Consider the following 14,231-nt stretch of genomic DNA (forward strand, 5'->3'; position numbering starts at 1 on the left):
CCCTCGTGACCTTTGCAAAACCGTTCCCGCACAACCTTGTGCGGGAACGTTCCCGCATCAATACTCGCTCCATCCCCCAGCGCCCGTCACTACACCCGTAAAGGGGTGGGTCTGCATGCGCATGCCCCGAACCATCGCGCTCCTCGTCTGTACCGCCGCCGTCGCGGCCGCCACCGGTGCCTGTTCCGGCGCCACCCCGCCCAAGACCGCCGGCGGCCCGGACTTCGAGGTCACTCCGCTCTCGCCGCCCGCCCAGGGCCCCCTGGACTCCTTCACCTGGTCCCTGTACGCCGAGCCGTACACGCTCGACTACGCCCTCGCGTACGACTACCCGCCGAACACCGTGCTCGCCAACGTGTGCGAGCAGCTCATGCGGGTCACCCCCGACATGAAGATCGAGCCGGGCCTCGCGGTGAAGTACGACCGCCCCGACCCGCTCACGCTGGTCTACACCCTGCGCCCCGACGTGAAGTTCCACGACGGCACGACCATGACCGCCGACGACGTGGTCGCCTCCCTCCAGCGCCAGATGGACCCGGCGACCGGCTCCCCCTGGGGCTCGGCGTTCAAGAACGTCAAGGCCGTCGAGAAGACCGGCCCGCTGGAGGTGACGCTCCGGCTCACCAAGCCCGACGTCCTGCTGCACGAGCTGATGGCCGCCTCTCCCGGCACCATCGAGAGCGCCGCCACCCTCGCCAAGGCCGGCAAGGACTACGGAACCCCCTCGGGCAAGGTCAACTGCACCGGTCCGTACTCCCTCGACACCTGGTCCCAGGGCACCGAGATCACCCTGAAGAAGCACGGCGCGTACTGGGACTCCCGGCTCGTCCCCAAGGCCGACACCGTGAAGTTCACCTTCATCGAGGACGTGGCGGCCCGCACCAACGCCTTCCTGTCCGGCACCGCCGACGGCGGCTACATGGTGGCCCCCGCGACGATCGGACAGCTGCGGTCCGGCGCCAAGGGGACCGTCCTCTTCGGCCCCAACACCGCCGCGTCGAACCTCGCCGTGCTCGACTTCAAGGGCCCGCTCGGCGACGCGAAGGTGCGCCAGGCCCTCTCCCTGGCTCTCGACCGGAAGAACATCATCAAGGCCGCGGCCGGCGGCATCGGCGTCCCCGCCAAGGCCCCCGCCGCGCGCGGCGCGTGGGCGCTGGCGCCGGAGAAGACCGCCGCGCTCCACGACACGCTGCCCGAGCCCGGTCACGACGTCGGCGCCGCGAAGAAGCTCGTCCAGGAGGCCGGTGCCACCGGCCGCAAGATCACCCTGGTCACCAGCACGCTCGCTCCCGAGATCAGCGTCGTCGCCAACGCCGTGCAGGCCGCCGGCCGTGAGATCGGCCTGGACGTCGAGCTGAAGTCGGTGGCCCCCGAGGCGTACAGCAGCATCTTCGTCGACCCCGCCGCACGCGCCGGCCTGGACCTGGTCATCACCAACGGGTACGACAACACGCCCGACCCGCTGGAGTTCTACCAGTACCTGCGCACCGGCGACTTCGGCAACTACGGCAACTGGTCGAACGCCGAGTACGACGCCGCCTTCGACCGGGCCAACGCGGAACCCGACGCCGCCAAGCGCGCCGACCTGACCGCCGAACTCCAGAAGATCGCGATGCGCGAACTGCCGATCATCCCCCTCTACGAGGCGCCCTACATGGTCTTCCTCGGCAAGCGCGTGACCGGTGCCCCCACCGGGATCGCCCAGCTGTACTACCCGTGGGCCGCGACGATCGGGGCCGCGGCGAAATGACGCGCTACCTCATCGGACGCATCATCGGCCTGGTGGCAGTGCTGTTCGTGACCTCCCTCGTGGTCTTCGGCAGCGTCCACCTGGCGCCCGGCGACCCGGTGTCGTTCCTGCTCCACGGCCGGCCCGCGACCCCCGAGGCGGTGGCGGCCCTGCGCTCCCAGTACCACCTGGACGACCCGCTGCCCGTGCAGTACGCGAAGTGGCTCGGCGGCGTCCTCCAGGGCGACTTCGGCACCTCCGCCCAGTTCCACCAGGACGTCTCCGCGCTCATCGGATCGCGCCTGCCCGGCACGGCCCTGCTCGTCGGGTACGCGGCGCTGCTCGTCGCCGTCATCGGCGTGGCGGCCGGGGTCCTCGCCGCGCTGCGGCCCGGGCCGCTGGACCGGGCGGTGCTGCTCGGCAGCGGTGTCGCCACGGCCACACCGTCCTTCGTGACCGCGATCGCGCTCGTGTCCCTCTTCTCCGTCCGCCTGGGCTGGTTCCCCGGCCCGGGCGGCACGCCCGTCGGATTCTCCGAAAGGCTGCACCACCTGACCCTGCCGGCCTTCGCCCTGGCGCTGACCTTCGCGGGTCTGCTCGCCCGGGTGACCCGCTCGGCGATGCTCGACGAACTCGGCCGGGAACACGTCGAGGTGGCGCACGCCCGCGGAGTCCAGGGGCGGACGGTGGTCCGCCGGCACGTCCTGCGCAACGCGCTCGGCCCGGTCGTCACCGTCGGCGGCACGATGCTCGCAGGACTCCTCATCAGCACCTCGATCGTCGAGACCGCCTTCGACGTGCCCGGTCTCGGCTCCCTGCTCGTGCAGTCGGTCACCGCCAAGGACTTCGCCGTCGTGCAGGCCATCACCCTGCTCAGCGTCGGCGCGTTCGTCCTCGTCAACCTCGCGGTCGACCTGCTCGCACCGCTCATCGACCCCCGGCTGTCGCTCCACGGGGAAGGCTCCTCATGACCACCACCGCTCCTCCGGAGCCCGCCGTCCTGCGCCGCCGGCCCGGCCTGCGCCCCCTGCGCCTCCTCGCCCAGGGGCCGTTGTTCACCGCCTCGGTCGCGGTGCTCGCCGTCCTCGTCCTGGTCGCCGCGCTCGCCCCCGTCCTCGCACCGTACGACCCCGAGGCCCTCGACCTCTCGGCGAGCCTGGCCGGAACCACCGGCGAGCACCTGCTCGGCACCGACCAGTCCGGGCGGGACGTCCTGTCCCGGCTGATGTACGGGGCCCGCACCGGGCTGCTCGGCCCGCTGCTCGTCGTCGGCGTCTCCACCCTGCTCGGCACCCTGCTCGGCGTGGTGGCGGCCTGGCGCGGCGGTTGGGCGGACTCCGTCCTGTCCCGCTCGATGGACATGGTCTTCGCGATTCCCGGGCTGTTGCTCGCCATCCTGCTCGTCTCGGTCGTCGGCGCTGGGATGACCGCGCCCGTGATCGCGATGGCGGTGGCCTACACCCCGTACGTGGGCCGGCTGGTACGCGGCATCGCACGCCAGGAGAAGGCCCGCCCGTACATCGAGTCCTACCGGGTGCAGGGCTGGTCCGGCTGGACCGTCTGCCTGCGCCACCTGCTGCCCAACATCGCCGCCACCGTCTTCGCCCAGTCCGCCATGAACTTCGGGTACGCGCTGATGGACCTGGCGGCGCTCTCCTACCTCGGCTTCGGAGTGCAGCCGCCGACCGCCGACTGGGGCGCGATGATCAACGAAGGCCAAGCGGCCGTCCAGCAAGGGGCGATGCTGCCCGCCCTCGCGCCTTCCGTGTGCATCGTGCTCGCCGTGGTGGCGTTCGGCATCGTCGGCGAGGGCCTCGCCGACCGGATCGCGAGGCGGAAGCGGTGAACCGCATGAACGAACAGCGGGAACAGCGGGAACAGCGGGAACAGCGGGACGCGACTCCGGTCCCGGCCGGCGGCCGGCGTCCGATCCTGGAGATCGACGGGCTCGGGGTCCGGCTGCCCGACGACCGGGCCGGACGCCCGATCCTGGACGGGGTCGACCTGCGGGTGGGCCCCGGGGAGAGCGTCGGCCTCGTCGGCGAGTCCGGCTCCGGGAAGTCGGTGGCGTGCCGCAGCGTTCTCGGGCTGCTGCCCGGGGGCGCGAGCACCAGCGGCGAGGTCCGGGTCGCGGGCCGGGACGTACTGACCATGAACCGCACGGAACTGGCCGAGCTGCGGGCCCGGCAGGTCGCGATGGTCTTCCAGGACCCGCGTGCCTCCGTGAACCCGCTGCGCCGCGTGGGCGACTTCCTGACGGAGGGCCTGCGCGCGGCCGGGACCCCGGCCGCCACGGCGGACGCGCGGGCCCTCGAACTCCTCGACGCGGTCGGTATCCGGGACCCGCGCGGCGCCCTGCGCCGCCGTCCCCACGAGTTCTCCGGCGGCATGCTCCAACGGGTGGTCATCGCCGCGGCGCTCGCGGCCGAACCCGCGCTGATCGTCGCCGACGAGCCGACCACCGCCCTGGACGTCACGACCCAGGCGGAGATCGTCGAACTCCTCGCCCGGCTGCGCGCCGAGCGCGGCACGGGTCTGCTCTTCGTCACCCACGACCTCGAACTGGCGGCCACCGTTTGTGACCGGGTGTACGTGATGTACGCGGGCCGGATCGTGGAAACGCGGGGCACCGACGAACTGTTCGACCGGCCCCGGCACCCGTACACCGCGGGGCTGCTCGCCTGCACGCCGAGCATCGAAGCCGGCGCCCCCGCGCCGCGCCCCATCCCCGGGCGCCCGGTCTCGCTGGCCGAGGCCCCGTCGGGCTGCGCCTTCGCCGCGCGCTGCGCGCACGCGGTGGCGCGCTGCTCCGAGGAGAAGCCCGTACTCACCCGGCACGGCGACGGATTCGCCGCCTGCCACCGCGCGGACGAAGGGATCACGCTGTGACCGCCTCAGCGAAAGAGGCACCGGTCGCCGAGGGACTGGTCGTCGAAGGTCTGCGCAAGCAGTACGGGGACCACACCGCGGTCGACGGCGTCTCCTTCTCCCTGGCTCCCGGGGCCTGCCTCGCGATCGTCGGGGAGTCCGGAAGCGGCAAGACCACCACGGTCCGGATGCTGGTCGGCCTGGAGCGCCCGGACGGCGGGACCGTCCGCCTGGACGGCCGGGACCGCTCCGCGCTGCCCCGGCGGCGGGCGGAACGGCTGGCCAGGGCTCGGGAGATCCAGATGGTCTTCCAGGATCCGTACCTCTCGCTCGATCCCCGGGTGAGCGTCTCCGGATGCCTGGACGAGGTGTTGCGCCTCCACACGGATCTCGACGCGGCCGGCCGCGGCACCCGGGTCACCCAACTCCTGGACCAGGTCGGCCTCGGCCCGCGCGAGGCCGCCGCCCTCCCCCGCGACCTCTCGGGCGGCCAGCGGCAGCGCGTGGCGATCGCCCGTGCCCTCGCCGTGGAGCCCCGGGTCCTCGTCCTCGACGAGGCCGTCGCCGCGCTCGACGTGTCGATCCAGGCGCAGATACTCGAACTCCTCGGGCAGATCCGCAGCGCATCGGGGATCGGCTACCTCTTCGTCACCCACGACCTGGCGGTGGTCCGGCACATCGCCGACGAGGTCCTCGTGCTCAAGTCCGGCCAGGTCGTGGAGACGGGCCCGACCTCACGGGTCCTGGAGGCCCCGGAACACCCGTACACGCGGCTCCTCCTGGACTCGGTCCCCCGTCGCAGGCGGTCCCCCGCGGACCGCTGACCACCACCCGCACCCCGGGCCCGCGCCAGGGCCTCCGCCGATGCCGGCGCGAGGCCTTTCGACGCGGGCCCGGCCGGGTTGTGCCCCTGGGTCCTCGTCGTGGCCCGCGGACGCACGAAAGGCCGTCCTCTCAAAATGAGAGAACGGCCTCCGACTTCGAACAACGAAGTCGGGACGACAGGATTTGAACCTGCGACCCCTTGACCCCCAGTCAAGTGCGCTACCAAGCTGCGCCACGTCCCGTTGCACCTTTGTCCGGTCTTTCCGGGTTTCCCCTGACCGGCGGCACATGCAGAACATTACCCCACGCCGAGGGGTGTGCATGCACCGGTAATCGCCCCGGGAGAGGATGGGCCGGTGAACGTACGGGATCGGGATGGCGACGGGCGGGCGCGGAGTGCGCGGCCGAGGGACGGGCTGGGGCGGCCGCTGCCCTACGGGGCGCCGGGGGTGGAGCGGCAGCCCGAGGGGGTGGTGCGCTCGCCCGCGGAGACCGTGCGCGAGGCGCAGCGGCTGCTGGACGCCGGGATGCCGTTCCACGCGCACGAGGTGTTCGAGGACGCGTGGAAGTCGGGGCCCGAGGCGGAGGCCCCGCTGTGGCGGGGGCTCGCCCAGCTCGCCGTCGGGCTGACGCACGCCGCGCGCGGGAACGCGGTAGGCGGGGCACGGCTGCTGCGCCGCGGGGCCGGCTCGCTGGCCGGGCTGGAGGAGGCGTACGGGATGGACGTGGCGGGGCTGGCCGGGTGGGCGCTGGAGCTGGCGGGCCGGGTCGAGGCGGGCGGGCCCGTCGACCCGGCCCGCGAGGCGCCCCGGCTCACCGGTGCGCCCGGTCTCGGCTGAGGGGGCTATCCGGCCGGCTGGAGGAGGTCCCAGCGGTTGCCGTACAGGTCCTCGAAGACGGCGACGGAGCCGTACGGCTCGTGTCGAGGCTCCTCCAGGAAGCGGACGCCCTCGGCGGTCATCCGGGCGTGGTCGCGCGTGAAGTCGTCGGTGTACAGGAAGAAGCCGACGCGCCCGCCCGTCTGGTCCCCGACGCGGGAGCGCTGGGCGTCGTCCTTGGCCCGGGCCAGCAGGAGGGCCGATTCGGTGGCGCCTGGCGGGCGGACCACGACCCACCGCGAACCGTCCGGGCGGGCGGTGTCCTCGGCGAGGTCGAAGCCGACGGCGCGGGTGTAGAAGTCGATGGCCTCGTCGTAGTCGTGGACGACGAGGGCGGTGAGGGCGATGTGGGAGGGCATGCCCTCATTGTGCGCCGAGGAGGACCACTTCCAGGATGCGCGGGCCGTGTACGCCCTCCACCCGGTCGAGTTCGATGTCGCTGGTGGCGGACGGGCCCGAGATCCAGGTCATCGGGCGGGCGGGGTCGAGGCGTTCGAGGGCCTGCGGTACGGAGTCCACGAGCTGCTCGGGGACGCGGACCACGCAGATGTGGTGGTCGGGGATCAGGGTGATGCGGCGTCGGCCCTGGTCGGGTCCGCCGTCGAGGACGATCGTGCCCGTCTCGGCGATGGCCAGGGCGCAGCCGGTGACCACGCTGTCGATCCTGTCCAGTTCGGCCGGGGTCGACGCGGCCCGGTCGTGGATGCGGACCGGGTCGGCCTCCTTGAGCCAGTGCGGGGGCAGGGCGGGCGGTACGAGGACCGTGCTCGACCCGTGCACGGCCAGGAGGCGCGTCAGCAGCCGGGCGATGCCGTCCTCGTCGGTGCGGTGGACCTTCGCGCGGTACTCGGCGAGGTTGGCGGCGAGCAGGTCGGCGCTTTCGGACGGGGTGCGGGTGCCGTGGACCCGCAGGTAGTCCCGGGGGATGCCGGTGTCCGGGCCGGGGGCGAACGGCCGGGCGTCCGGGGCCGGGGCGTCCGGGGCCGGGGCGTCTGGGGCCGGGGCGTCTGGGGCCGGGGCGTCCGGGGTCGGGGCATCCGGGGTCGGGGCATCCGGGGCCGGGGCATCCGGGGCCGGGGCGTCCGGGGCCGGGGCCTCCGGGGCCGGGGCCTCCGGGGCCGGGGCCTCCGGGGCCGGGGCCTCCGGGCCGGCGGTCGCCCGGCGGATGCGGGCCAGGATGCGGTCCCTGCTGCTCACTGCGGGGTCTCCCGTTCGCGGTTGGTCCACCAGTCACGGAAGGACTCGGCGGGAAGGTCGGGCAGTTCGCGCGTGTCGGTCCAGGCCCGTCCGGGTCCCGGGAGGCGGCGCGGCGCCAGTCGGCGGGCCCGGGCCAGCAGCCGTTCGCCCGCGCGCAGGGCGGCCGGGCGGTCCAGGAGCAGCCGGGCGGCGCGCATGGCGGCCCGTTCGGCGGCGTGGCCGTGCGCGGGGCGGACGGTCACCCGGATCCCCTCCCGGGTCACGGGGCCGCCCTGGGCCACCCGCTCGCGCAGGTGGACGAGCACCTCGGGGATGTCGATGGCGACGGGGCAGACCTCGTAGCAGGCCCCGCACAGGGTGGAGGCGTAGGGCAGCGTGGCGTCGATCTCGCTCGCGGTGCCGCGGAGTTGGGGGCTGAGGATGGCGCCGATGGGCCCGGGGTAGACGGAGCCGTAGGCGTGGCCGCCCGCGCGTTCGTAGACGGGGCACACGTTGAGGCAGGCGGAGCAGCGGATGCACCGCAGGGCCTGGCGGCCGGTCTCGTCGGCGAGGGTGTCGGTGCGGCCGTTGTCGAGGAGCACGAGGTGGAAGGCGGAGGGTCCGTCGCCGTCGGTGGTCCCGGTCCACATCGTCGTGTACGGGTTCATCCGCTCGGCCGTCGAGGAGCGCGGCAGCGTCTGGAGGAAGACCTCCAGGTCGCGGAAGGTCGGGACGACCTTCTCGATGCCGACGACCGAGATCAGGGTCCGGGGCAGGGTCAGGCACATGCGGCCGTTTCCCTCTGATTCGAAGACGACCATCGTGCCGGTCTCGGCCACCATGAAGTTGGCGCCGGAGACGGCGACTTCGGCGCGCAGGAACTTCTCGCGCAGGTGCAGGCGGGCGGCTTCGGCGAGTTCGCGCGGGTCGTCGCCGAGCCCTTCGGGCGCCGGGCGACCCCACTCCCCCATCTCCGCGCGGAAGATGTCGCGGATCTCGCCGCGGTTGCGATGGATGGCCGGGACCAGGATGTGCGAGGGGCGGTCGTGGCCGAGCTGCACGATCAGCTCGGCGAGGTCGGTCTCGTAGGCGGCGATCCCGGCCGCCTCCAGGGCCTCGTTGAGGCCGATCTCCTGGGTGGCCATGGACTTGACCTTGACGACCTCCCGCTGCCCGGTCGCCCGCACCAGGTCGGTCACGATGCGGTTGGCCTCGTCGGCGTCGGCCGCCCAGTGGACGGTGCCGCCGGCGGCCGTCACCGATTCCTCCAACCGGATGAGGTAGTGGTCGAGGTGACGCAGCGTGTGGTCCTTGATCGCCTTTCCGGCGGCCCGCAGCCGGTCCCAGTCCTCCAGTTCGGCCACGGCCCGGGCCCGCTTGTCGCGGATCGTGTGGGTGGCGTGCCGGAGGTTGGCGCGCAGCACCCGGTCCCGGACGGCTTCACCGGCCGCTTCCGGGAAGGCGGGGAAGGTCGGCGGGAACGCCGGCATGCCGAGGTGCGTGCGCGTCATGAGAGGGGTTCCTCCTCGGTCGCGGCCAGGATCTCGGCGAGGTGCAGGGCCCGCAGCGGGGCGTCCGCGCGGCGCAGCAGGCCGTCGAGGTGGGCGAGGCAGGAGTTGTCGGCGCCGCACAGCACCTCGGCCCCGCTCGCGGCCGCGTTCGCGATCTTGTCGGTGCCCATGGCGGTGGAGACGGCCGGGTTCTTGACGGCGAAGGTGCCGCCGAAGCCGCAGCACTCCTCGGCGCCGGGCAGTTCGACCAGCTCCAGCCCCTTGACGGCGGTCAGCAGGCGGCGGGGCCGGTCGCCGAGTCCGAGGCCGCGCAGGCCGTGGCAGGAGGGGTGGTAGGTGACGGTGTGCGGGAAGTACGCGCCGACGTCCGTCACCCCGAGCACGTCGACGAGGAACTCGGTGAGTTCGTACACGCGCGGGGCGAGGGAGTCGGCCGCCTCGGCGAGTTCGGTGCCGCGCCCCTCCCCCGCGGCCTTGCGGCCGATGCGCGGGTAGTGCTCGCGGATCATCGCGGCGCAGGACCCGGAGGGGGTGACCACGTACTCGTGTCCGGCGAAGGCCCGGGCCGTACGCCGCAGCAGCGGTTCCGTTTCGTGCCGATAGCCCGTGTTGTACTGCGGCTGGCCGCAGCAGGTCTGGGCGGCCGGGAAGTCGACTTCCACGCCGAGCCGCTCCAGAAGGCGTACGACGGCGATGCCGGTCCGGGGGTACAGCACGTCGTTGACGCAGGTGACGAACAGGGCGGCGCGCATGATGGGCACAATAGCCGGGTGAAGAAGTTCTCAGTGATCGGCATAGGCGCGGGCGACCCGGACCACCTGACCCTCCAGGCGGTCAGGGCGATCGGCGCGGCGGACGCATTCCTCATCCTGGAGAAGGGCGAGGAGAAGGCGGACCTGACCGGGCTGCGGCGCGCGATGCTCGAAGAGCACGCCCGTCCCGGCCACCGTCTGGTGGAGGGCCGCGACCCGGACCGGGACCGGACCCCCTCCGACTACACCCCGACGGTGGACGGCTGGCGCAGCGCGCGGGCCGAGCTCTTCGAGCGGTTCATCGACGAGGACCTGGCGGACGGCGAGACCGGGGCGTTCCTGGTGTGGGGCGACCCGTCCCTGTACGACTCGACGCTCGCGATCCTCGACGAGGTGCTGGAGCGCGGCCGGGTGGCCTTCGAGCACGAGGTCGTACCCGGCATCAGCAGCATCTCCGCCCTGCTGGCCAGGCACCGCACGAACCTGAACCGGGTCGGCCGGCCGGTCCAGATCACCACCGGGCGCCGGCTCGCCGAGGGCTGGCCCGACGACGTGGACGACGTGGTGGTGATGCTGGACGCGCGGCACGCCTTCACGGCCCACCTGGACCAGGACCTCTTCATCTACTGGGGCGCCTACGTGGGCACCCCGGACGAGATCCTGGTCTCGGGCAAGCTGGCCGAGGTCGCCGGGCGCATCGAGGAACTGCGCACCGAGGCCCGGGCCCGCAAGGGCTGGATCATGGACACGTACCTGCTCAGGCGCGCCTGAGGTACGACGGCAGGACGGCGGCGAGGCGTTCGTACTCGGCGGGGCGGTTGTAGATCTGCCCGCAGACGCGGATGCCTCCGCCACCCGGCCAGGGCCAGATCAGCACCCTGATGCCCTGCTCGGCCGCGATCCGCTCGCGCAGCGAGGCTGCCTCGTCCCTGGTCTCCGCGACCCCGGGCGGCAGCCGCAGGGCGCGCATGGCGAGGGCGTCGTCGTACGGGAGCGGGGTGATCCCGGGGATCTCGGCGAGCAGCGCCGCCCCGTGGGCGGCGAGTGCGCTGTTGTGGGCCCGTACCTTGGTCGCGTCGAGCCGGTGCAGGAGGTCGAGCCCCTCGGGGGCGGCGAGCCAGCCGGTGTAGTCGACGGTGGCGCGGTTCTCCACGGAGCGCGGGAAGCCGTGCTCGTCCTCCCAGGAGGGGACGAGGGCACGGACGCCGCGGCGGTGCTGCGGGGCGACGGTGAGGAAGGCCGTGCCGGAGGGGGCGTAGCCCCATTTGTGCAGGTTTCCGAAGTAGAAGTCGGCGCCGCCGGCGAGCGGGTCGGCGAGCATGCCCGGGGCGTGGGCGCCGTCGACGACCGTGGTGACCCCGCGCTCGCGCAGGTCCGCGAGGAGCCGGGGCGAGGCGATGATCCGGGCGGTGGGCGAGCTGACGTGGTCGAGGACGGCCACCTTGGTGCGCGGGGTCAGCGCGGCCAGCACGGTCTCCCGTACGGCGTCCTCGTCGGGCAGCCGGGAGTCGAGGGCGACGGTGGTGACCGGGGCGCGGCGGGCGGCGGCCGCGACGACGGTGCCGTAGCCGTGGTCGCTGACCAGGATCTCGTCGCCGTCCGCGAAGCCGATCGCGTCGAGTGCGAGATTGGCGCCCTCGGTGGCGTTGGAGACGAAGGACAGGTGGTCGGGGTCGGCGCCGAGGTGCTCGGCGATCCGGCCTCGGGCGGCGGCCAGCCGGTCCGAGACCCCGATGAAGAAGGCGTCGGGGTCGGCGTGGGCCTCGGCGCGCAGCGCCTCCTGGGCCTCCTGGACCGGCACCGGCACGGCGCCGAAGGAGCCGTGGTTCAGGTGGGAGACGCTGGGCGCGAGGCGGAACAGGGCCGGCCCGCCGGGGAACTCCCCCGGGGGGTCGGTGGGCGACCCGGCTGGGGTGCCGGCGGGTCGTATCGGCTCGGTCACGGGTTCCTCCGTGGTTGCGGCACGGTGTGTCGTGCGGATCATCTCCCGCTGCCGTCGGCGCCGCCAGGCGTTTGTCCGCCGAAGGCCCGGCGGGCGTGGGCCACGAGCTCGCGTACGGCGGGGGCCTGCCCGGGGCGCCAGACGGGGGAGAGCAGGGCCGGGGTGTCGACGTCCTCGATGAGGCGGGCGGTCAGCCGGTCCCGGTAGCCGGCGGCCATGGACTCGCTGAGGATGCCGACGCCGAGCCCGCGGGCGGCGAGGTCGGCGACGGCGTCCGCGGCCCCGGCCTGCAGCGCGATCACCGGATCGATCCCCCGGGCGGCGCAGGCCTGGTCGAACACCGTACGCAGCCCCGTGCCGGGCGGCATGCACACGACCCTGCCCCCAGGGGGCTGGGAGGTGCCCCCTGCCGCCCGGCACCGCGCCTCGCCGCCCTGGCGGGACACCCGAGTACGGCCGGCACAAGGGCGCCCCGCCGACGCGCCGAGGCACGGCACCGGACGACGCGGGCCTGACCGGCGAGATCCGAAAGAGGCGGCCTAGTCGTTCCGGCCGCTGGTCGCCCCGTAGTACTGGAGGTCCTGCACCGCGGCCGAGCGGTCGGCCCGGTACGGCAGCTCCACCGCCGCCCCCGGCTTCCCGTCCCGCACCACCTGCGCCGCACTGGTGCCCGGCTTCAGCGGCAGCAGTTCGGAGTGGAGCCCGGCGGGGGCCTCGTGGGTGTCCTGCGCGGAACCGACGGTCGTACGGACGGAGGCGGGCCCGGCGAGGAAGCTGAGCACCTCCACCGTGTCGCGCGGCGCGGCGCTCCCCTTGCGCAGGGACATGACGAGCGACTGCGGGCCGGTCGGGCCGGCGGCGGCGAACTGGGTGCGGGCGGTCAGGTAGAGCGTGTCCCGCACGATCTTCGGCCAGCCTCCGGTCTTGAACCGGGTGAGGTAGTACGAGCTCAGGTCCAGGTAGGTGTGCCCGTTGTGCAGCGAGGGCGCGAACTGGCTGCCCTCGGAGTAGTCGTTCCAGGTGGTGAGCTGCACCCAGTCCGCGCCGTCCTCGATGGCCCGCGTCCACGTGGCGCGCAGGGTGGCGGTGTTGCCGGCCTCGTCGTAGACGCCCTGGTTGGGGCGGGCGTCCTGCACGGACACCGGCTGCATCCAGACCTTGCCCATGTCGTGGGCGCGCCGTACGTCGCGGGTGGAGCTCTCCTGGCCGACGTAGCTGCGGCTGCCCCACTCGGAGAACCCGTGGCTGATCGGGGCGAACTCCGCGCCGTGCGCGCCGAAGTCGAGGAAGAGCGGGACGAAGGCGGCGCGGATGCCGTGCCGGGTGCGCAGGATCTCCAGGGTCCGGCTCCACCAACCGACGCTCTTGGCCTCGGCTTTGAAGGGGGACACCACGAGCCTGCCGTCCGGGAGCCGGTGGGCGGCGGGGGCCGCGCCCAGTTCGGCGATCGCCCCGGCCAGCACGGCGGGGTCGTCGGTCCCGAGCGAGGTCATGTCCGGCATCAGCATGATCTTGAATCCGGGGTCGGTCGCGTGGGCGGCGGCCATCAGCTTCTCGGCGCGTTCCCGGTTCTTGCCGGTGAGTGAGAGCAGGTCGAGGGTGAACCCGTCGATGCCGGCCGCGGCGGCCGTGCGGACCTCCTGCTGGAGGTTGGCGTACTCCCAGTCGCCGCCCCGGGGCGGCACGGGCAGCGGTCGGTCGCGGAGCAGTCCGCCGTACGCCCCGTGCTTGCCGTTCTCGCCCGCCGGGTCGAGGTAGTTGCGGGTGTAGTAGTCCTTGTCCGCGCTCTCGTTGTCGAGGGAGAGCGGGTACGGGGTGAAGTAGTGCGCGAAGACCAGCTTCCGGCCCGCCGCACCGGAGCGCAGGGCCGCCGGCCCGGGCAGGTCGAAGGGCAGGGGCCCCGCGCCGGGGGCGGCGGTCGCGGACTCGGTCGTGGGGGTCGCGTCGCCGGTGGGCGGTGTGCTCCCGGCCGGCTGCTCGGGGGTCCCGGTCGTGCCGTCGGCGGGCCCGACGTACCAGGGGGTGCCGATGGCGGCCGCCGGTGCCTTGCCCTCGGAGCCGCCGGCGAAGGGATCCCAGGCGATCCCGGTGGCGGCGCACACGCCGACGAGGAGGAAACCGCAGACCAGCAGCAACAGCGGCCGACGCCCCCGGAACCCGCTCCGGCGCCGGTGCCGATGCGGCAGGGGCCGCGAGGGCACGTCATGCCCCCGCCGAGCCCGGCCCGTGGCGCCGTCCACGCCACCGTCGCCCGGCACCTCCTCCCGACGACCCCGGCCGGCGGTGCCGTCCACATCGCGGTTGGCCGGCTCGTCCGCTCGCCGGGCCCCCCTGACGGTGCCGTCCACGCCGTGGGTGCCTGGCATCTCCGTCCGCCGGGCGCCGCCGGTCCCCCGGCCGGCCCGATGGGCCGCGCGCCCGGGCCGCCGGTCCGCCTTGCGGTCCGCGCCCGCCTCCGTGCCCCGGTCGGCTTCGCCCCCGGACCGCCCGCCCGTGCCGCCGCCCGTGCTGTCGTCCGCGTTCCGACGCTCCGTCATCCCGGCCTCCCCA

14 protein-coding genes and 1 tRNA gene are annotated in these 14,231 nt (G+C 73.8%); 7 read left to right on the forward strand and 8 right to left on the reverse strand.

Annotated features, from left to right (window positions below; all coding sequences use genetic code 11):
- Positions 1-115: 115 nt before the first annotated feature.
- From ACFYYJ_RS10245 to ACFYYJ_RS10265, 5 genes are read left to right on the forward strand one after another with little or no spacing between them, the layout of a single operon-like run.
- Positions 116-1,750 (forward strand): ABC transporter substrate-binding protein, encoded by a 1,635-nt coding sequence (locus tag ACFYYJ_RS10245; RefSeq protein ID WP_389130743.1) that lies wholly within the window; start codon positions 116-118, stop codon positions 1,748-1,750.
- Positions 1,747-2,700: an ABC transporter permease gene (locus ACFYYJ_RS10250; RefSeq protein ID WP_385363708.1), complete on the forward strand. Its 954-nt coding sequence runs from the start codon at positions 1,747-1,749 to the stop codon at positions 2,698-2,700. Before ACFYYJ_RS10245 ends, ACFYYJ_RS10250 begins: the two co-directional genes overlap by 4 nt.
- The gene (locus ACFYYJ_RS10255; RefSeq protein ID WP_389130746.1) at positions 2,697-3,575 is read left to right on the forward strand and encodes an ABC transporter permease; all 879 of its coding nucleotides are present in this window, start codon (positions 2,697-2,699) and stop codon (positions 3,573-3,575) included. The genes ACFYYJ_RS10250 and ACFYYJ_RS10255 overlap by 4 nt, the downstream gene beginning before the upstream one ends.
- 5 nt (positions 3,576-3,580) lie before the next feature.
- Positions 3,581-4,618 (forward strand): ABC transporter ATP-binding protein, encoded by a 1,038-nt coding sequence (locus ACFYYJ_RS10260; protein ID WP_389130749.1) that lies wholly within the window; start codon positions 3,581-3,583, stop codon positions 4,616-4,618.
- Positions 4,615-5,421 (forward strand): ABC transporter ATP-binding protein, encoded by an 807-nt coding sequence (locus ACFYYJ_RS10265; RefSeq protein WP_389130751.1) that lies wholly within the window; start codon positions 4,615-4,617, stop codon positions 5,419-5,421. The genes ACFYYJ_RS10260 and ACFYYJ_RS10265 overlap by 4 nt, the downstream gene beginning before the upstream one ends.
- A 169-nt stretch (positions 5,422-5,590) precedes the next feature.
- Here the strand turns inward: ACFYYJ_RS10265 and ACFYYJ_RS10270 are convergent.
- A tRNA-Pro gene (locus tag ACFYYJ_RS10270) sits at positions 5,591-5,664 on the reverse strand.
- A 114-nt stretch (positions 5,665-5,778) separates the two neighbouring features.
- Here ACFYYJ_RS10270 and ACFYYJ_RS10275 point away from each other — a divergent pair.
- Positions 5,779-6,261 (forward strand): DUF309 domain-containing protein, encoded by a 483-nt coding sequence (locus tag ACFYYJ_RS10275; RefSeq protein WP_389130753.1) that lies wholly within the window; start codon positions 5,779-5,781, stop codon positions 6,259-6,261.
- A gap of 5 nt (positions 6,262-6,266) precedes the next feature.
- Here ACFYYJ_RS10275 and ACFYYJ_RS10280 read toward each other — a convergent pair whose 3' ends face one another.
- From ACFYYJ_RS10280 to ACFYYJ_RS10295, 4 genes are all read right to left on the reverse strand, one after another.
- Complete coding sequence (locus ACFYYJ_RS10280) at positions 6,267-6,659, reverse strand: VOC family protein (protein WP_385126891.1); 393 nt, start codon at positions 6,657-6,659, stop codon at positions 6,267-6,269.
- A 4-nt stretch (positions 6,660-6,663) separates the two neighbouring features.
- A complete protein-coding gene (locus ACFYYJ_RS10285) occupies positions 6,664-7,227 on the reverse strand; it encodes a lactate utilization protein C (protein ID WP_389131331.1) in 564 nt (187 codons plus the stop codon).
- 266 nt (positions 7,228-7,493) lie between these two features.
- A complete protein-coding gene (locus ACFYYJ_RS10290; RefSeq protein WP_389130756.1) occupies positions 7,494-8,987 on the reverse strand; it encodes a lactate utilization protein B in 1,494 nt (497 codons plus the stop codon).
- The gene (locus ACFYYJ_RS10295) at positions 8,984-9,739 is read right to left on the reverse strand and encodes a (Fe-S)-binding protein (RefSeq protein ID WP_389130758.1); all 756 of its coding nucleotides are present in this window, start codon (positions 9,737-9,739) and stop codon (positions 8,984-8,986) included. Before ACFYYJ_RS10295 ends, ACFYYJ_RS10290 begins: the two co-directional genes overlap by 4 nt.
- An 18-nt stretch (positions 9,740-9,757) precedes the next feature.
- Here ACFYYJ_RS10295 and cobF point away from each other — a divergent pair, with 18 nt between their 5' ends.
- On the forward strand, positions 9,758-10,510 hold the full coding sequence (gene cobF / locus ACFYYJ_RS10300) for a precorrin-6A synthase (deacetylating) (protein ID WP_384750348.1): 753 nt from the start codon (positions 9,758-9,760) through the stop codon (positions 10,508-10,510).
- Here cobF and ACFYYJ_RS10305 read toward each other — a convergent pair.
- From ACFYYJ_RS10305 to ACFYYJ_RS10315, 3 genes are all read right to left on the reverse strand, one after another.
- Positions 10,497-11,681 (reverse strand): aminotransferase class V-fold PLP-dependent enzyme, encoded by a 1,185-nt coding sequence (locus ACFYYJ_RS10305; protein ID WP_389130762.1) that lies wholly within the window; start codon positions 11,679-11,681, stop codon positions 10,497-10,499. The two genes, cobF and ACFYYJ_RS10305, sit on opposite strands and share 14 nt — an antisense overlap.
- A gap of 38 nt (positions 11,682-11,719) precedes the next feature.
- Positions 11,720-12,049 carry a LysR substrate-binding domain-containing protein gene (locus tag ACFYYJ_RS10310; protein WP_389130764.1) on the reverse strand — a complete coding sequence of 110 codons (330 nt, stop codon included), beginning with the start codon at positions 12,047-12,049 and terminating at the stop codon, positions 11,720-11,722.
- Between the two features lie 171 nt (positions 12,050-12,220).
- Entirely contained in the window at positions 12,221-14,218 is a 1,998-nt protein-coding gene (locus ACFYYJ_RS10315; protein WP_389130767.1) for an endo-1,3-alpha-glucanase family glycosylhydrolase, read from the reverse strand.
- Positions 14,219-14,231 lie beyond the last annotated feature (13 nt).

Origin of the sequence: Streptomyces sp. NPDC002467, assembly GCF_042889825.1 — a bacterium.
Taxonomy (GTDB): Bacteria; Actinomycetota; Actinomycetes; order Streptomycetales; family Streptomycetaceae; genus Streptomyces.